The 17,854-nt window shown below is 73.7% G+C and carries 13 protein-coding genes and 3 pseudogenes; 11 read left to right on the top strand and 5 right to left on the bottom strand.

Annotated features, from left to right (window positions below):
• The first annotated feature begins 13 nt into the window (after window positions 1-13).
• A complete protein-coding gene (locus ACWH4W_RS18090; protein WP_473077536.1) occupies window positions 14-2,200 on the top strand; it encodes an OmpL47-type beta-barrel domain-containing protein in 2,187 nt (728 codons plus the stop codon).
• A gap of 190 nt (window positions 2,201-2,390) precedes the next feature.
• On the opposite strand, the gene ACWH4W_RS18085 is transcribed toward ACWH4W_RS18090, so the two are convergent.
• Window positions 2,391-3,581 (bottom strand): zinc-dependent alcohol dehydrogenase, encoded by a 1,191-nt coding sequence (locus ACWH4W_RS18085; protein WP_473076755.1) that lies wholly within the window; start codon window positions 3,579-3,581, stop codon window positions 2,391-2,393.
• Between the two features lie 197 nt (window positions 3,582-3,778).
• On the opposite strand from ACWH4W_RS18085, the gene ACWH4W_RS18080 reads away from it, so the two are divergent.
• Complete coding sequence (locus tag ACWH4W_RS18080) at window positions 3,779-4,777, top strand: DUF3048 domain-containing protein (protein ID WP_473076754.1); 999 nt, start codon at window positions 3,779-3,781, stop codon at window positions 4,775-4,777.
• A 38-nt stretch (window positions 4,778-4,815) separates the two neighbouring features.
• A pseudogene (locus tag ACWH4W_RS18075) lies at window positions 4,816-5,117 on the top strand (carboxymuconolactone decarboxylase family protein); the annotation flags it as partial.
• 6 nt (window positions 5,118-5,123) lie between these two features.
• On the opposite strand, the pseudogene ACWH4W_RS18070 reads toward ACWH4W_RS18075, so the two are convergent.
• Window positions 5,124-7,803 (bottom strand): annotated as a pseudogene (locus ACWH4W_RS18070) (ATP-binding protein).
• A gap of 273 nt (window positions 7,804-8,076) precedes the next feature.
• Here ACWH4W_RS18070 and ACWH4W_RS18065 point away from each other — a divergent pair.
• The 4 genes and pseudogenes from ACWH4W_RS18065 to ACWH4W_RS18050 all read left to right on the top strand — a co-directional run.
• A pseudogene (locus ACWH4W_RS18065) lies at window positions 8,077-8,157 on the top strand (DUF2510 domain-containing protein); the annotation flags it as partial.
• A gap of 507 nt (window positions 8,158-8,664) precedes the next feature.
• Window positions 8,665-9,597, top strand: a complete 933-nt coding sequence (locus ACWH4W_RS18060; protein ID WP_473077535.1) for a hypothetical protein — start codon at window positions 8,665-8,667, stop codon at window positions 9,595-9,597.
• Between the two features lie 358 nt (window positions 9,598-9,955).
• A complete protein-coding gene (locus tag ACWH4W_RS18055) occupies window positions 9,956-10,414 on the top strand; it encodes an RrF2 family transcriptional regulator (protein WP_473076753.1) in 459 nt (152 codons plus the stop codon).
• A 427-nt stretch (window positions 10,415-10,841) separates the two neighbouring features.
• A complete protein-coding gene (locus ACWH4W_RS18050; protein WP_473076752.1) occupies window positions 10,842-11,948 on the top strand; it encodes an aliphatic sulfonate ABC transporter substrate-binding protein in 1,107 nt (368 codons plus the stop codon).
• A 191-nt stretch (window positions 11,949-12,139) separates the two neighbouring features.
• Here the strand turns inward: ACWH4W_RS18050 and ACWH4W_RS18045 are convergent, their stop codons facing one another.
• Window positions 12,140-12,799 (bottom strand): MmyB family transcriptional regulator, encoded by a 660-nt coding sequence (locus tag ACWH4W_RS18045; RefSeq protein ID WP_473076751.1) that lies wholly within the window; start codon window positions 12,797-12,799, stop codon window positions 12,140-12,142.
• A 223-nt stretch (window positions 12,800-13,022) separates the two neighbouring features.
• On the opposite strand from ACWH4W_RS18045, the gene ACWH4W_RS18040 reads away from it, so the two are divergent.
• From ACWH4W_RS18040 to ACWH4W_RS18030, 3 genes are all read left to right on the top strand, one after another.
• Window positions 13,023-13,673 (top strand): helix-turn-helix domain-containing protein, encoded by a 651-nt coding sequence (locus tag ACWH4W_RS18040; protein WP_473076750.1) that lies wholly within the window; start codon window positions 13,023-13,025, stop codon window positions 13,671-13,673.
• A gap of 31 nt (window positions 13,674-13,704) precedes the next feature.
• On the top strand, window positions 13,705-14,244 hold the full coding sequence (locus ACWH4W_RS18035) for a toxin-antitoxin system, toxin component (RefSeq protein ID WP_106411419.1): 540 nt from the start codon (window positions 13,705-13,707) through the stop codon (window positions 14,242-14,244).
• A gap of 167 nt (window positions 14,245-14,411) precedes the next feature.
• On the top strand, window positions 14,412-14,651 hold the full coding sequence (locus tag ACWH4W_RS18030) for a hypothetical protein (RefSeq protein ID WP_473076749.1): 240 nt from the start codon (window positions 14,412-14,414) through the stop codon (window positions 14,649-14,651).
• 110 nt (window positions 14,652-14,761) lie between these two features.
• On the opposite strand, the gene ACWH4W_RS18025 is transcribed toward ACWH4W_RS18030, so the two are convergent.
• Window positions 14,762-15,421 carry a 4'-phosphopantetheinyl transferase family protein gene (locus ACWH4W_RS18025; protein ID WP_473076748.1) on the bottom strand — a complete coding sequence of 220 codons (660 nt, stop codon included), beginning with the start codon at window positions 15,419-15,421 and terminating at the stop codon, window positions 14,762-14,764.
• Entirely contained in the window at window positions 15,418-16,275 is an 858-nt protein-coding gene (locus tag ACWH4W_RS18020; protein WP_473076747.1) for a metallophosphoesterase family protein, read from the bottom strand. The genes ACWH4W_RS18025 and ACWH4W_RS18020 overlap by 4 nt, the downstream gene beginning before the upstream one ends.
• A 239-nt stretch (window positions 16,276-16,514) precedes the next feature.
• On the opposite strand from ACWH4W_RS18020, the gene ACWH4W_RS18015 reads away from it, so the two are divergent.
• Window positions 16,515-17,648: an ATP-grasp domain-containing protein gene (locus ACWH4W_RS18015; RefSeq protein ID WP_473076746.1), complete on the top strand. Its 1,134-nt coding sequence runs from the start codon at window positions 16,515-16,517 to the stop codon at window positions 17,646-17,648.
• Window positions 17,649-17,854 lie beyond the last annotated feature (206 nt).

The raw sequence follows: 17,854 nt of genomic DNA, 5'->3' as shown, positions 1-17,854 counted from the left end.
ACGTCGACCGAGAGTGTGGGCCGCGCTGCTGGCCGGCCTGATGATGGTGCTCGGCCTGCGGGCGCTGCCCGCTGCCGGGCAGCCGGAGGCCGAGGGCGGCCGCGCGGCGGCCCAGGTCCTCACCTGGACCGCCGGCAACGAGATCGACAGGTACCTGTCCGCGCCGGCCACCGCGGTGGCCGGTCCCGCGACGATCGTCTTCGAGAACAGCGTGGCCACCGGCAACACCACCGGCATGCCGCACACCCTGACGTTCGTCACCTCCGACCCGGAGTACAACAGCGACGTCCAGCTGAACATCCTGGCCAACCCGACCGACGCGCAGGGCGGCCGGCACACCGCGGAGGTGACGCTCACCCCGGGCCGGTACCTCTACCACTGCACCATCCCCGGCCACGGCGAGATGCGGGGCGTGCTCACCGTCACCGAGGGCGGCGGCGAGGACACCACCGCGCCCGAGGCCACGGCCGAGGTGACCGGCACGCGCAACGGCCAGGGCGAATTCGTCGGGTCCGCGGGCGTCGTCCTGGAGGCCACGGACGAGGGCTCGGGCGTGGACCGCATCGAGTACGCGCTCGGTGACGACGGCGCCTGGCAGCCGTACACCGGCCCGGTCGTGGTCGACCGGATCGGCACGCACACCCTCCGCTACCGCGCCCTGGACAGGGCCGGCAACGTGTCCCAGGAGCGGAGCGTCGAGTTCACCGTCGTCGCGCCGCCGACGGACGACACCACGCCGCCGGAGACCTCGGCGACCGTGGACGGCGAGCGGAACGCCGACGGTCACTACATCGACATGGCGACGGTCACCGTCACCGCGTCCGACACCGGCTCCGGCGTGAACACCATCGAGTACGCGCTCGGCGCGGACGGCGCCTGGCAGACCTACACCGGTCCGGTGATGGTGCACGAGGCGGGCGCCCACACCGTGCGCTACCGGGCCACCGACAAGGCGGGCAACGCGGCGGCGGAGAAGAGCGTGGGGTTCACGGTCGTCGCCGCTCCCCCGCAGGACACCACCCCGCCCACCACCGGTGTCACCGTCCAGGGCACGAAGAACTCCGACGGCGCCTACGTCGGCCGCGCCACGGTGACGGTCAGCGCCGACGACGGGCACGGCGGGTCCGGTGTGGCGCGCGTCGAGTACTCCCTCGACGCGGGGCCGTACCTGGCGTACACCGCGCCCGTGGTGGTCGACCGGGCGGGCCGGCACACCGTGGCCTACCGGGCGACCGACGAGGCCGGCAACACCTCCGAGCCGCTCACGGTGAGCTTCACGGTGGTGTCCGGCGGGGTGCCCGCGCCCCCCTGCCCCGAGTACGACGAGCGGCTGACCGTGATCGTCGGCACGGTCGACTCGGGCGTGCCGAACCGGGTGACCGACAACCGGTGCCGGATCGGCGAGCTGATCGAGGACGAGAAGGAGTGGACGTCGCAGGCGCTGTTCCTGAAGCACGTCAGGGCCGTGCTGGACGCGCTGAAGGAGGAAGGGGTCGTCGACCGGCGGGAGTACCGGGCGGTCAACCAGGCGGCCCGGCAGTCCGGCATCGGCACGCCCGGCCGGACGGAGGGGTACCGCACGATCCTGGACGGCACCGAGGAGTCGTTCGCCCGGTGGGAGCAGGTGGGCGGCGGTTCGTTCAGCCTGAACCCGGACGGCTCGATCACCTCGGGCACCACCCGGGGCGGGCTCGGCATGCTGTGGTTCCCGGAGCGCACGTACGGCGACTTCTCGCTGAAGCTCCAGTGGCGTGACGACGCCCCGGGCACCGGCAACGCCAACTCCGGTGTGTTCGTGCGGTTCCCGCAGATCCACGACCACCCGGAGGAGTCCCGTCCCGAGTGGGCCGCCATCAAGTTCGGGCACGAGATCCAGGTGTTCGACTCGCCCACCGGCGACATGTACAAGACGGGCTCGGTCTACGGCTTCGACCGTGTGGGCCTGGCCGGTGCGGGCGTGACGCAGAAGGGCACCTGGAACGACTACGAGATCCGCGTGGTGGGCCAGCACTACGAGGTCTACCGCAACGGCGTGCTGATCAACGAGTTCGACAACATCGGCGGCCTGGACTTCTCCCCGCCGCGCTCGGACGACCCGGGCACGGACGGACGGCGGTACGCCTCCGGCTACATCGGACTGCAGGTGCACGGCACGACGGACGTCGTCTCCTACCGGGACGTGCGGATCAAGGAGCTGTGACCCGCGTTTCCCCGCCGTAGGAGCCGGGGCAGGAGGCCGGGGGTTCCGGCTTCCTGCCCCGGCTCGGCTGCCGTTTCCGCCGCCGCGCCCCGACCGCGCCCCGGAGAGCCGCACGTACGCGCAACTGGAGGAGGCCGTCCGCCACGACCTCGCAAAGATCCTCGGCGGGGCGTGCCCCGGGCGCCGTGGCTCAGGGCTTGATCAGCACCTTGACGGCGCCGTCCCGCTTCTTCTGGAACATGTCGTAGGCCTCGGGGGCCTCGTCCAGCGGGACGCGGTGGGTGGCGAAGTCGTCGACGCCCAGCGGGTCCTCGTCGGTGAGGTAGGGGATGATCTCGTCGCTCCAGCGGCGCACGTTGGCCTGGCCCATGCGCATCTGCACCTGCTTGTCGAACAGGGTGAGCATGGGCAGCGGGTCGGCCATGCCGCCGTAGACGCCGGAGAGCGAGATGGTGCCGCCGCGGCGGACCAGTTCGATGGCGGTGTAGAGGGCGGCGAGCCGGTCGACGCTGAAGCGCTCGGCCATCGGGCCGCTGAGCTTGCGGGGCAGCACCGCTGAGGCGTTCTGCACCATGCGGGCCCCCGTGCTGCCGTGCGCCTCGGTGCCGACGGCGTCGATCACGGCGTCGGGACCGCGGCCGTCGGTCCGGTCGCGGATCGCCTCGACGAGCTCCTTCTCGTCGTCGAAGGAGCGCAGGTCGAAGGTCTCCACGCCGCGCTCCTCGGCCCGGCGCAGCCGTTCGGGGACCAGGTCCACACCGAACACCCGTCCGGCGCCCTTGAGCTGGGCGACCCGGCAGGCCATGTCGCCGATGGGGCCGAGGCCGAGCACCGCGACGCTGCCGCCCCGGGGGACGTCGGCGTAGGCGACCGCCTGCCAGGCGGTGGGCAGCACGTCGGAGAGGTAGAGGAAGCGGTCGTCCGCCGGGCCCTCCGGCACCTTGATGGGACCGTACTGGGCCTGCGGCACCCGGAGGTACTCGGCCTGGGAACCGGGCACCGCCCCGTACAGACGGGTGTAGCCGAACAGGGCCGCGCCCTTGCCCTCGCCGCTGACCTGGGTGGTCTCGCACTGGGTGGGCAGGCCCGTCAGGCACATCCAGCAGTTGCCGCAGGCGATCTGGAAGGGCACCACGACCCGGTCGCCCACCTGGAGGTCGGGGACGGCCGCGCCGACCTCCTCCACGATGCCCATCGGCTCGTGGCCGAGGATGTCGCCCGGGGTCATGAACGGGGTGAGCACCTCGTACAGGTGCAGGTCGGATCCGCACAGTCCGGTGGAGGTGACGCGGATGATCGCGTCCGTCGGCTCCTCGATCCTGGGATCCGGGACGGTCTCGACCCGTACGTCCCGCTTGCCCTGCCAGGTCAGTGCCTTCATCGCCGCCTGCTCCCTCCGTGCCGGCCGGTGTGTCACGCCCGTGCGGTCGCGTCCGGGTACCCGGGGCGCGGGACGCCGAACCGCCGGTCGCTGGGCCGATCGGAGGACTCCACCGCGCGGAATCCCGTCCGGTCAGACAGGGGCGTAGACGATCAGAAAAGCGCACAATGGGAACAGCGGATGACTGAGGACGGCCGGTGGCGACGGTGGGCACGGAACGAGGGGCGCCGCGACGGCGCGGCGGCAGGGGGGCCGGAGCGCTGCTGGCCGCTCTGCTGGCGGCCGGACTGGCGGCGGGCTGCACGTCGGGCGGGTCCGGGGACGACGGACGCGGAGCGCGGGAGTCGTCGGCCGCGACACGGGACGCGGACGGGGCGGAGGCTCCTCCCGTCCTCGCCGTGAAGATCGACAACGCACCCGCCGCCCGGCCCCCGACGGGGCTCGACGAGGCCGACGTGGTCTACGTCGAGCAGGTGGAGGGCGGGCTGAGCCGGCTGATGGCGGTGTACGCCACCCGGCTGCCCGAGTCGGTGGGGCCGGTGCGCAGCGCCCGGGAGTCCGACCTGGAGCTGCTGCGCCAGTTCGACCGCCCCCTGTTCGTCTTCTCCGGGGCCCAGGGCAAGCTGCTGCCGCTGATCGACCGGGCGCCGCTGACGCCGGTGGATCCGGAGTCGGACGCCGACGCCTTCGCCCGGGACTCCGCGCGGGCGGCCCCGCACAACCTGTACCTCCGCCCGGACCGGGTGCTCGAGGACCCGCCCGGTGAGGCCGCGCTGACCACGGGCTTCCGCCGGGGTCCGGCGCCCGCCGGCGGCACGCCCGAGGACGAGGCCACCGTCCGCTTCCCGGCGGCCCGCTTCACCTTCACCTGGTCGGACGCCGACCGTGGCTGGCAGGTGTCGATGGACGGCTCCCCCGCCACCACGCGGGACGGTGACCGGCTGACGGCGGCCACGGTGGTCGTGCAGGAGGTGACCGTGCGCCCCTCCGGCTTCCGCGACTTCCTCGGCAACAACACGCCGTACACGGAGACGGTGGGCTCGGGGAAGGCGACGGTGCTGCGCGACGGACGCGCCCACCCGGCGTCCTGGAGCCGGCCGGCCGCCGAGGACGGCACGTCCCTCACCTCGCCGGACGGCGGGCCGGTGAACGTCGCGCCGGGACCGGTGTGGGTGCTGCTGACGTCGGGACGCTGAGCACGCGCGTCACCGGGCGGCGGCGGGACGGATCGCGGACACGGCGCCGCGCGCACTTCGCAGGACGCGCCGGGCGGGGGACGGCGGTGCGCCGCGCGGTGCTCGGCGACGCCCGCGTGGACCGGGCGCAGGCACGGCGGACGCCGTTCACCACCCGCTTCCAGGACCTCGTCCCCGCCACGCCCGGGGCGAGATCCGGACCGATCCGGCGCTGTCCCGCCGCGAACGCAGCATGGTCACGCTGACGGCGCGGTGCTGCCGAAGGGCCGCCTGCTGCGGGGTCCCGGCGGCCGACGCGGCGTTCGCCGTCGCCCGGCGGGGGCTCGACGAGGAGGAGGGACAGGGGTCACCGGAGTCCGACGCCCGCGGCCAGTTCGGCGCGGCCCTGCTCCACCAGGCCGTCCGCCCCGCACGACCGGGCCAGCGCCACGCCCCGCTCCAGGTCGGGCACGGAGCGGGCGAGCACGCCGTACTCGATGCGGGCGGCGGCGTGTTCGTACTGGCAGGGCGAGGCCTCCAGGCAGGCGACCGCCTGGCCGGCGAGGCGCACCGCGCGCTGCCCGGTCTCCAGGGCGGCCGCCACCCGCAGAGCCTCCCCCAGCGCCGTGTCGGTGCCGAGGCGTTCGGCGCGGCGGCGGAGGTCGACGGCGAGCCGGGCCGCGCGGGCCGGGTCCTCGGCGGCGAGCGCACGGGCCAGGTCGGCGGCGGCGAAGACGTGCACCGGGTTGTGGTGACCGCGCGCGGCGGCGGCCTTCTCCGCCGCCTCCAGTTCGTCGACGCCCTCCTTGGTGCGGCCCACGGCGAGCAGCAGCCGGCCGCGCACCGAACGCGGGTCGGGCAGCACGACGGTGGACGGGTAGGGCGGGGTGAAACCGTGCCGTTCGGCCACGCCCCACGCCTCGTCGACATGGCCTCGGGCGAGCAGCGTGTCGACCAGGTTGCAGGTGGCCGTCCAGTACAGCGGCAGTCCGCGGCCGACGCGTTCGGCGAGGCGCAGCGACTCGCGCAGGGAGGCCTCGGCCGCCTCCAGTCGTCCGCGCCTGCGGTGGGCGAGTCCGACGTAGGCGTGGGCGAGGGCCAGGTGGCCGCCGCCCCAGCCGGCCGTGTCGTATGCCTGCAGAGCCTCGTTGTAGAAGGCATCGGCGCGGTCGAGGCGGTCGGTGTACGCGTAGGAGCCGGCCAGCATCAGCAGCAGTTCCACGCCCCACTCGGAGTCGGTCCAGCCGAGGCCGGGCGCGAGGCGGCCGTTGACCAGGGCGCGGTCGCAGATCTCGACGATCTCCTCGGCGTTCTCCCCGCGCATCATCGCGTCGAAGCCGCGCAGGATGAGCAGCGCCCGCTCGGCGTTGTCGCGGCCGGTGCAGGTGGCGGCGAGCTCGGCGAGGCGTTCGGAGCGGCCCGGAGTGAGGGACTCGCCGGCGTGCAGGCCCTCCCACATGAACCGCACGGCCTGGAGCCGCATCCGGGCGGATCCGGCGGGCAGCCGGGCGGCCTCCGCCTCGACCGTGCGGACGGCCTCCTCCATCTGGTCGTTGTGCAGCAGGGCCTGGGAGAGCCGGATGACGGCGTCCACCCGCCGGTCGCCGGCCAGTCCGGGCATGTCGAGCGCGGTGCGCAGGTGGCCGATGGTGCGGGCGGGCGCGGTCAGGAAGGTGGCGCAGCCCAGTTCGTAGAGGACGTGCGCGTGGACCTCGGGGCGGGGCGGCTCCTCCAGGGCGCGCTCCAGGCAGCGGCGGGCGGCGTCCGGGGCGCCGACGGCGAGGTGTTCGCGGGCCGCCTCGCGCAACTGCCAGACGAGTTCCTCGTCGTCGTCCGGGTGCACCTCCAGGAGGTGGCGGGCGGCCGCGGCGGCCCCGCCGGCCGGAGTCGTTGACGATACGGGCCGCGATGCCGTGCATGGCCCGGCGCAGCGCGTCCGGTATGGAGTTGTAGACGGCGGTCGCGATCAGCGGGTGCACGAACTCCAGCTCGGCGGGTCCGGCGGACGCCGGGTCGGGGACCGTCAGGATGCGGGCGCCGCGCAGGCGTTCGGCGCACCGGGCCGCGTCCTCGGGGCGGAGGGTGGAGAGCTGAGCCACCAGGTGGACGGTGATGCCGTCACCGAGGATGGCGGCGGCCCAGGCGAACCGGGTGGCGTCCACGCCGAGTTCCTCCAGCCGGGTGACGAGGCCACCGCCGCGCGCGGAGCGGTTGAGCTCGCGCAGTTCGCCGGCGTGCGCCTCGACCGGCTCCAGCTCGCTGTCCCGCACCTTGGCGAGGAGTTCGACGGTCTCGTACGGGTTGCCGGCCGTCACGGCCCACACCTCGCGGCAGAACGCCGCGTCCGCGTTCTCCCCGAGCGTGGCGCGGGTGAGTCCGGCCGCCGCCTCGGGGGTGAGGGCGCTGAGGCTGGTGACGGGCCGGCCGGCCGCGGCGGCGATCGCGTCCAGGTGACGGGCGCTCGCCCCGCTGATCCCGCCGGGGCGGCGGGCGACCACGACGAGCACCGACAGGTCGGCGAGGCGTTCGGCGAACGCGGCGAGCCAGTGCAGGGTCTCCTGGTCGGCCCAGTGGGCGTCGTCGATGAGCAGCACCAGCGGCCAGTCCCGGCGGGCCAGCCGGCGCACGGCGGTGACCAGGCCCTCGCACACCCCCTGCGGGTCGGGGTGCCGGTCGCCGGGGTCGGCGATGCCGAGGGCGGGGCCCGCGATGTCGTACCAGTCGCCCAGGTACTCACGGGCCTCCTCCGGCAGCATCGACACCAGGGCGGGCTGCAGGAGTTGGCGCACCACGTTGAACGGCACGGTGCGCAACGTCTCGCCGCCGCGGGCGGACCAGACGGTGCAGCCGCGCTGTTCGGCGATGCGGCGGGTCTCGGCGAGCAGGGCGGTCTTGCCGAGTCCCGCCTCGCCGCGCAGCTCCAGCAGTGCGCCGGGCGAGTGACGGTCGGCGCACAGGACGTCGACGGCCTCCGCGATGGCGGCGAGTTCCTCGTCTCGCTCCCACAGGGCGGCCGAGGGTGCCGCCGATGGCCGTACCTCCGTCATCCCGCTGCCTCCCCGAGTCGCCCGAATGACGTACCGGATCCGAGCGTAGTCCTCCGTCCGGCCCGGCGGAGCCCGCTCGGCGCACGTGTTGCCGTGACGAGTGACACCGGGTACGGGAATCGACACGGACCGCCCCTCACCAGGGGCCCAATGGTCAACGACTGTTCCCTTACGGCCCGTTGACGCAGGACCTGCCGGGCCGGTAAGGGGCGGCGCCGGGGTGGGCGCGGACTCTCTCATCCGGCTTTCACCGTCACCTCATACGGTGGGGGCATGACGCAGGTGACTCCCCCCGGGTGGTACCCCGACCCCGGACAGACGCAAGACGGCCCGCCCACCGAACGCTGGTGGGACGGCACCGCCTGGACGGCCCGGATCCGACGGCCGGACCGGGCCGCCCAGGACACGCCGGAAGGGCGCGGCGCGGAGCGGACCGCCGAGGCGGGACCGGCGGGCGGGGAGCCGGCGGCTTCGGGGCCGACGGGTCCGGGGCCGGCCGATGCGGGACCGGCGGGCGCGGACCAGGCACTGGCGGGGCGAGCGGGTGCGGACCGGGCCCAGGTGGAGCAGGCGGGCGCAGGCCAAGCACCGGCGGGGCGGACCGACACGGACCGGGCCGACACGGACCGGGCAGCCGCAGGCGAGGGCGCCCCAGGTCAGTCGGCTGTAGCTCAGGCGGCCTCGGGGCGGGCCCACGCGGAGCAAGCCGGCACGACACAGGCCACCGTGCCCCAGGGCGCCGCGAGGCCGGCGGCTGAGGACCGATCCGCTGGACAGCCTACGGCTGGGGACCAGGCCGCTGCGCAGCCGGCGGCTGCGCAGCGGGCCGCTCCAGGGCAGGCGGCCGGAGGCCCGGCCGCCATCGGGCAAGCCGCTCCGAGTCAGGTCTCTCCAGGGCAGGCCGCTCCGGGGCAGACCCCCGCTTTCGGGCCGGGGGCGGGCCAGGACGCCGTCTGGGGGGCGGTCGGCGTGGGCGGCGGGGGGACGCCTGGACACCCCGCGTACCCCGCGTACCCCGTCTACCCGGCCTACCCCGCCGCGCCCTCGCCCGGGCGAGGGCGCAAGCTGCGGGTCGGGATAGCCGTCGCCGTGGCCGCCGCCGTGCTCGCGAGCATCGGGGCGGGCGTGTACGCGCTGGCCGACGACGACGGGGGCCGGACCACCACGGCCTCGCAGGACGACGACCGCGGCGTCCCCGAGGGCGCTCCGGACGACGGGCCCGGGGCGGACGGCGAGGACGACGGCGACGACTCGCGCCGCGTCGAGAGCGGCTCGGTGACCGACTCGCTGAGCGGGATCAGCCTGCCCGTGCCCGAGGGCTGGTACGGGGAGGAACTGCAGGTCGGTGCCGCGCTGACGTCGAAGGACTCCTACGACTGCCCCGGCGACACCTCGAAGACCTGCGTCAAGGGCGGCGCGTACTCGGCGCCGGCCGTGGTGCTGGGCACCCGCGGCACCACCGCCGAGGAGGTCGCGAAGGCGGACATCGCCGCGAACGCCGAGGAGAGCTACGGCGGTGAGTCGTACGGGCGGATCACCTCGCACGACGTGCTGGTGTCCAAGGCGGTGACCGTGGCCGGGCAGAAGGGGTACCTGGTCCGCTGGAAGGCGGTGACCCAGGAGGGGTCGGACGGGTTCGTGCAGTCCCTCGCCTTCCCGTCCCCGGCCCGCCCGGACCAGATCGTGGTCGTGCGCTTCGGCGTGGACACCGACCAGCGGCAGACGGTCCTCGACGAGATCGCCGAGGGCATCGCGGTGGCCGAGGGCGGCCGCGGCAACGGACGGGACGTCTGACGCCGTCCCGGCGACCCCGGCCGTACGGCCGGGCGGGGCGCCCCTCCGCTCACGAGGTGTCCCGCCCGGCCGGGTGGTGCGCCGCCTCCGTTCCCACGGTGCGGCCCGGCCGACCGGGCGCGCGGAGCCGTCGCCGTGCGCCGTGACCGGGCCGGCCCTGGCGGCCGGCGGGGCCGGCGGACATCTCGGCGCGCGGCCCCGGTCGCGGCTGCCCGAGACCGGGGCCGCGCCCTGCCGCCGGCCTCCCCCCGCCACCTCGGCGGGCGGCCTCCACGCCGTGCAGGCACCGGACTGACCACCGGCTTCGCGCCCCGGCCACGAGGGGAGAGCGGCACAGACCGTACGGGATAATGACCGCATGCGGATCTCAGCCAGGGCGGACTACGCGGTACGCGCCGCGCTGCAACTCGCGTCGTCCAAGGACGACGGGCCGCTCAAGGCCGAGGCGATCGCCGACGCGCAGGACATCCCGCACAAGTTCCTGGAGAGCATCCTCAACGACATGCGGCGGGGCGGCCTCGTGGTGAGCCGGCGCGGCGGGAACGGCGGGTACCGGCTGGCGAAGCCCGCCGACTCGATCAGCATCGCCGACGTCATCCGCGTCGTGGAGGGCCCGCTGGTGTCGGTGCGCGGCGTCCGCCCGCCGGAGCTGTCCTACTCGGGGCCCGCCGAGTCGCTGCTGCCGCTGTGGATCGCGCTGCGGTCGAACGTGCGCCAGATCCTGGAGGGCGTGTCCCTCGCCGATGTGGCGTCCTCGCAACTCCCCGCCGAGGTGGCCGCGTTGGCGGACACTCCGACGGCCTGGGTGAATCCCTGACTCCACCCTCCTGGCAGGGGTTTCTCACAATGTGAGCGAGTGACGTCCATCATGTGATCCGCCTCTTGGGGCAAGGGCTGCCTTCTGCCACGATCCCTAGCATCCAGGTAGGAAAACTAGGGATCTTCAGGGGGCGGCCATGACCGCGCGTCCGCACGACGACGCCGCGCGCCCCCTGCTGACTTCGCGCCGCCACATCGACTTCGGTCGCACGTCCAGCGCCATCTGTCAGCCGGCCTGAGGCCTCGCCGGGCCGCATCCGCGGCCGGCGGCGCGCCTCCGCCCGCCCACCTCACCGCACCCGCGCACCGATTCACGGCCCCTCCCGTCCCGCGAGGCCGGCCCGACGGCCACGCGAGCGCACACCCCTGAGCCACGCCCGTACGCCGGCTTCGTCCCGAACGCCCTTTCCCGAGAGGACACCTCCGTGTCTGCCGCACGACCGCTCACCATCCTGCGCACCGTCGCCGCCATGGCGGCCCTCCCGCTCCTGCTCACCGCCTGCGGCTACGGTTCCGACGCCGAGGACGACGCCCCGCGGGCGGAGGCCGCCCCGGACGCGGAGAAGCTCTCCGCCCCCGAGGTGAGGATCGGCTACTTCCCGAACCTCACGCACGCCACCGCCCTGGTCGGCGTCCAGGAGGGCCTGCTCCAGAAGGAGTTGGGCGGCACCCGGATCAAGGCGTCGACGTTCAACGCCGGGCCCTCCGAGATCGAGGCGCTGAACGCCGGATCCATCGACATCGGCTGGATCGGCCCCTCCCCCTCCATCAACGGCTACACCAGGTCGGGCGGCAAGAACCTGCGCATCATCAGCGGTTCGGCCTCCGGCGGCGTGAAGCTCGTGGTGGACCCGGACACGATCAAGACCTTGGACGACCTCAAGGGCAAGAGGATCGCCACCCCGCAGCTCGGCAACACCCAGGACGTGGCGTTCCTGCACTGGATCGCCGAGAGGGGCTGGAAGGTCGACGCCCAGAGCGGCAAGGGTGACGTGTCCGTGGTGCGCACGGACAACAAGATCACCCCGGACGCCTACAGGTCCGGCTCCGTCGACGGCGCCTGGGTGCCCGAGCCCACCGCGTCCAAGCTGGTCGCGGAGGGCGCGAAGGTGCTGCTCGACGAGTCCGAGACCTGGCCGGACAAGAAGTTCGTGATCACCAACATCATCGTGTCGCAGAGCTTCCTCGAGGAGCACCCGGACGTCGTCGAGGCCGTGCTGCGCGGCTCGGTGAGGACCAACGAATGGATCAACGACAACCCCGACGAGGCGAAGGAGTCCGCGAACAAGGCGCTGGAGAAACTGTCCGGCAAGGCCCTGCCGGCCGAGGTCCTGAACCCGGCGTGGGAGTCCATCACCTTCCTCGACGACCCGCTGGCCTCCACCCTCGACGCCCAGGCGGCGCACGCGGTGTCGGCCGGCCTGCTGGAGAAGCCGGACCTGAACGGCATCTACGACCTGAAGCCGCTGAACAAGGTCCTCACGGCCGAGGGCAGGCCCGGGGTCGACGACGCCGGGCTCGGCGTCCGCTGACGACGCCCGCGACCCGACGGGACCCCAGACGGTGACGGCCATGGCCGTCACGGCGACGGCGCAAGCCGCTCGGGACACGGGAGCCGCCGCGCAGACGCCCCGCGGGTGGTTCTCGACGACCGGATCGTCGGTCAGGTGGACGTCGCCGGCCGGGCCTGACGCTCGGGGAGAACGGGCAGTCGTGCCGGGGTTCAGTCGCCGGTGGGGACCACGCGCAGGTGGGAGGCGGCGCGGCGGGCGGCGCGGTCCCGGGCGGCGGCCCGGGGCGTCTCCCGCAGGACGAATGTCACCCGGCGGCACTCCGTCTCCTCGAGGACGGAGGTGGTCTCCACCAACAGACGGCACTCCGTGGCGCCCCAGCGCGGATCCGGATGAAGCAACGGCCTTACGGAGCCGTCGTGTTCGGCGGCCCGCTCCCCCACCGCGCGCAGCCAGTGCGGCAGACCGTGCCGGTAGGCGGCGTCCATGATGGGGTCCTGGGCGATGTCCCGCCGCACGGCGTGCAGCACGGGGTCGTGGGCGTGCCGCTCGACGGTCGCGGCGAAGTCCGCCAGCATGGGCAGACACCAGCTCGCCTCGTGGTCGCCGAGCACCGTGGCGGCGTCCGGGTGGAACAGCACGAAGCGGAGGAAGCTGGCGCCGGGGTGGGCCGTCGGATGCGGCTCGACACCCTGGAAAAGTGTCCGGAAAGCACCGTTGGTGAGCAGTACGTCCCATCGGTGGTCCACGACCAGCGACGGGAAGGGAACGGCGTCCAGCAGGACGGCGTAGTCCTGCAGATAGGCCTGGGCCTCGGGAGTCCCGGGGCCGGGCCGCGGTGCCGGCCGCCGCCCTCCTGCCTGATATGCCATCGGGAGGTCACCCCTCTTGCCTGTGCGGCCCTGACGCGGCGTGCCGATCCTGCTGCCCGGAGGCGCGGCATGTCAACTATCGTGGCATTCCGCCACGGTTGACGGCTGAAATTGGCCACAGTTGTGGCGACACCTGGATGGAAGTTCGCTTCACCGGCTAGTCTCCGTGAGGTTCACGGCAATCGCTTGTGAGAAGCCTGTGAGAGACGTAGGAGATCTTTCGGTGACGGGTGGCTTCGAGGGTCCGGGCGCCGCGCCGACGAACGCGCTGCCCTCCGTCGTGGCCCGCGTCACCGCACTCGCCGACCGGCTCGGCGTGGCGCACAGCGAGGTCTTCGACGTGGGCCGGCTGTCCGTGGCGTCCGGAGTCCCGGAGCCCGTGGTCAAGGCGCTGCTGAGCGGGCGGCCCGCGGGCGAGCCCGATGTGCAGGCACGCTTCCTGCAGCGGCTGGACCTGCTGCGCCGTACGCGGCTGAAGCCGAACGGACGCAAGTACACGCAGCAGGAGATCGCCGACGGGGCGGGCATGTCCCGGCAGCAGGCCGGCGCGCTGATCAACGGTGACCGGCGGCCCACCATGGAGCACTGCGACGCCCTCCAGCGGTTCTTCCGGGTGCACGCCGGTTTTCTCACCGCCGAGGACCCGGAGGCGCTGGCGAGCGCCCTCCAGCACACCGAGCAGGAGCTGCTGCAGAAGCTCGCGGAGCGGGAGTCGGTCACGGCGACCGAGGACCCGCTGGAGCGGCTGCTCCAGGACCACGGGGTGCGGGGCATCGCCTGGCGGGCCGCTCAGCTGCCCACCGACCAGCACCGCGACAAGGTCGCGGAGTGGCTGGACATGCTCCTGGAGAGCGTCCAGCGGCCCAAGTCGTGACCCGGGGAGAACTGTGGGCATCGGTAGGGAAATGCGCCGCCTGTGCGGAGAGTTGGTCACGGAGCTGACGCTTCCCGTCCCGGCGCGGCCCGCCGATCTCTACGCCGCCCTGTGCGAGGCGATGAGCCGGCGCCGGGGACGGCCGGTGCTGTTCCGCGCGGCGGCCTTTCCGCCGGGCACGGCGAGCGGGCTGTGGCTGGACATGGCGGACCAGGACCTCGTCGTGGTCGAGGAGCGCACGGCGCCGGACCACCAGTTGGTGATCCTGGGCCACGAGCTGTGGCACATGAAGGCCGGTCACCGCGGTCACCACGTGGCGGGCGCGGAGGTCACGACCCGTTTATGGGGCGCCTCCCTCGACGACGACGTCCTGCGGGCGACCGTGCTGCGGGTCGCCGCGCGCACCCGGTTCGACCTCGCGGAGGAGAAGGAGGCCGAGACATTCGGGCTGCTGCTGGCCAGCAAGTGCCGGACGTACCTCGCCGGTTCGTCGCTGCGCGGGCCGGTGCAGCGGGATCACCTGGCGGGGCGGATCGGGGCGTCGCTGGGGTATCTGGGGCCGCAGAGCTGAGGCTGAGGCCACTGAGCCGCGGATCGCGGGGCGGGTCGCGGGGTGTGCGGCGCGCGGCCGGGGCGGTGACTCGGGCCGATTGTCAGTGGCGGGCGGCAAGCTGGTGACACGCCCCCGTTCGGGCGGGGGCGTGGGACCCACGACCACGACACGGGGAGAGCCGAGCGATGCCCACCGCCGTACTGACCGACCGCGAGCGCACCGCCGTCCAGGCCTATCTCAGACTGCTGCACACGGTGCGGGCCGTCTTCGACGACGACCGGTGCGGCCCTCCGGGGCCGGACGTGCTGCCGGTCGTCCCGCCTTCCGTTCTCGCGGAGACGGAGACGGCGTTGGAGCGGGCGGGGCTGGCGGGGAACGAGGAGTCGTTCTTCCGGATGGTCAGGGACTGGCGTTCCGAGGGGTAGTCGCCTCCTGGGCGCGGCACGCTTCCTTCCTCGCGTGTCGCGCCCGGGGCGGCCTCCCGGGGGCCGGTGGCCCCGGCGACCCGACCGTAGGGCAGTGGGAGTCGTCGTGATCAGGCGTGCGGGACGGTCACCGCCGTGGTGAGCAGGCCGGCCCCGGTGGTCCAGTGGCCGGTGAAGTGGTCGAGGCGGCGGCCTGAGACGACGGGGCCGGGGACCAGGAGGGTCGCGTGGAAGGTACCGTCGGGGTGGAGCGTGATGTCCGCCTCCGAGAAGTCCAGCCACTTCCGGGTGAGCGGGAACCACGCCTTGTAGACGGACTCCTTGGCGCTGAACAGCAGGCGGTCCCAGTGGACGTCCGGGCGTTCCGCGAGCAGGCGGCTGATCCGCTCCGCCTCCTGCGGCAGGGAGACGGCGGGCAGCACGCCCTCGGGGAGCGGGCCGTGCCTCTCGGCGTCGATGCCGACGGACGCCAGGTCGTCGGCGCGGACCAGTGCGGCGGCGTGGTAGCCCTCGCAGTGGGTCATGCTGCCGGTCACTCCGGCGGGCCAGACCGGGGCGCCGCGCTCTCCGGGGACGACGGGCCGCGCGGGTACGCCGAGCTTTTCCATGGCGCGCCGGGCACAGGAGCGTACGGCGGTGAACTCGCGGCGGCGCTTCAGGACCGCGCGGGTGAGGATGGCCTCCTCCTCGGGGAACAGCGGGGCGTCCACGCCCTCGTCGCCGTAGGCCTCGACGGCTGCCACCGTCGGCGGGAGCAGGTCCTCGATCACCGGGCCGGCTCCTCCGCGGGCAGTATCCGGCGCAGCCGCCCCGGCGGTTCCGGCCGTTTGCGCCACTCACGCGGGTAGCCCACCGAGACCTCCTCGAAGCGGACGCCGTCCTGCCAGGTCGTCCGGGGGATGTGCAGATGACCGTAGACCGAGGTGTGGACGGGGTACCTGCGGTGCCAGTCGTCGGTCAGCACGGTGCCGCACCACATGGCGAACTCCGGGTACCACAGCACCTCGGTCGGATGGCGGTGCAGCGGCCAGTGCGTGACGGGGATCAGGGGCAGGTCCTCGGGGAGTTCCGCGAGCCGCCGTTCGGTCTCGGCGACGCGGGCCCGGCACCAGTCCTCCCGGGTCGGGTACGGGTCGGGGTGCAGCAGGCTCTCGTCGGTGCAGACCACCCCGGTGCCGTGCGCGTACTCCAGGCCCTCCTCCTTGGTGGTGCAGCCGGAGGGGAGGAACGAGTAGTCGTAGAGGAGGAAGAGCGGTGCGACCGCCACCGGGCCGCCGGGGCCCTCCCACACCGGGTACGGGTCCTCGGGGGTGAGCACGCCGAGGTCACGGCACTGCTCGACCAGATGCTCGTAGCGGGCGACGCCGCGCAGGGTGACGGCGTCCCTCGGGTGGGTCCACAGTTCGTGGTTGCCGGGCGCCCAGACGACGCGGGCGAAGCGGCCGGCGAGGGTCTTGAGGGCCCAGCGGACGTCCTCCACCGTCTCCGCGACGTCGCCGGCCACCAGCAGCCAGTCCTCGGCCGACTCGGGCCGCATGCCCTCGACCAGGTCGCGGTTCTCGGCATAGCCGATGTGCAGATCGCTGATGGCCCACACCTGAGGGCCGCCTCCACCCGTCACCATCCCCGTCGCTCCTTCAGCCGCCGCCGGACCTCACCACGAGATCACATCCGTCCCGCCGGAACAACCGCGGACCATCACCCGGGCGTGGTATCAGGACGTCCCTTCTTGGTCGTATGATCTGCCCGACACCACCGCCATGAACACGTGTCCCCCGTACGGCGGTTCGGTGACAACTCCCTACGTCATGCCCGGGCACGGGCCTCCGAGCCCTGCCCGCACACCGTTGGAAGGCGGCCTGCATGGTCTCTCGCGTACGCGTCTGGCTCAACCGCACGTACGCGGAGAACGTGTTCTTCATGGATCAGCTGCGGCGAAATCCCAGCGACCGGGCCGTCGAGATCCACGCCACCCACGGCGACCCCGACTCCCCCGTGCTCGCCGCGGCCGACACCGCCGAACTGGAGCCGCAGGACCTGTCCCCGGCGGCGTACGTCGAGTACGCGCTCACCCAGTGCGCGCGGCGCGGGATCGACGTGTTCGTGCCCCGGCTGCACCAGGCGGCGATCGTCGCGCACCGCGCCGAGTTCGAGTCGGCCGGGACCGCGCTGCTGGCGCCGCCGCCCGAGGCGGTGGCGGTGTTCGAGGACAAGGTGGTCGCCTATCAGGCGGTCGAGTCGGTCGGCGTGCCGGTGCCGCCGTGGTGGCGGGTCCGTGACGCCGACGAACTCGTCGCGGCCGTCGAGGAGTTGGAGCGTCTCGGGTACCGGGCGTGCTTCAAGCCCGCGTCCGGCGCGGGCGGGGTCGGCTTCCGGGTGATCACCCGCGACTCCTTCTCGCTGTCCCAGCTGAGCGGCTTCCCCGGCCCACAGGTCCCCCTCGGCCTGGTGCTGGAGGCCCTGCGGCGGGCCGGCGAGCCGGTCGACTGGCTGGTGATGCCGCGCCTGGAGCAGCCCGAGGTGTCCGTGGACTGCCTGACCGGCACGGACAACCGCGTCCGGCTGGCCGTCGGACGCACCAAGCACGGCCGGAGGCGCGGCTTCACGCTGCACGAGCAGTGGCTGGAGCCGGCCCGGCGGATCGCCGAGGGTTTCGGTCTGCACCACCTGTCGAACATCCAGTTCCGGATGCTCGGCGACCGCCCGGTGCTGATGGACGTCAACACCCGGCCCGCGGGCGGGCTGCACCAGCTCTCGCTGTGCGGGGTGAACGCGCCCTGGGCCGCGGTGCGGCTGGCGCTGGGCGACGACCCGGGCGAGATCACCCCGCCGTTCCTGGGCCAGGACTACACGGTGGTGTCCGGTCCGCGCCCGCTGCTCCCGGTGACCCTGCCGCGGCAGCGGACCGGCTCGCCCGCGACCACCGGCTCGCCGGACGCGCTGCCGGCGCCGGTGACGCCCGTCGAACCGCGGACGGCGTCAGGAGCGCTGCACTAGCGGCCGGCTCTCCGCCGCAGAGGCAGGTGGCGGCCGGCGGTCTCCCGAGAATTCCTCGAAAAAAATTTCCGCCAGGGTGTATCAGGCCCCGGCGCGCGGGCTCTTGATGGTGAACGGCGACTGGGGAAGCCGCCGGGGGGGAGCACGGGGGACCGGGGGGAGCTCGGGTCGGTCGGCCGCTGTCACGGGGGGCGACCGACCGGCCC

Source organism: Streptomyces sp. DSM 120436 (assembly GCF_055778765.1).
Note: the sequence above shows the minus strand (reverse complement) of the source record. Positions and strands in the feature narration are given on the sequence as shown.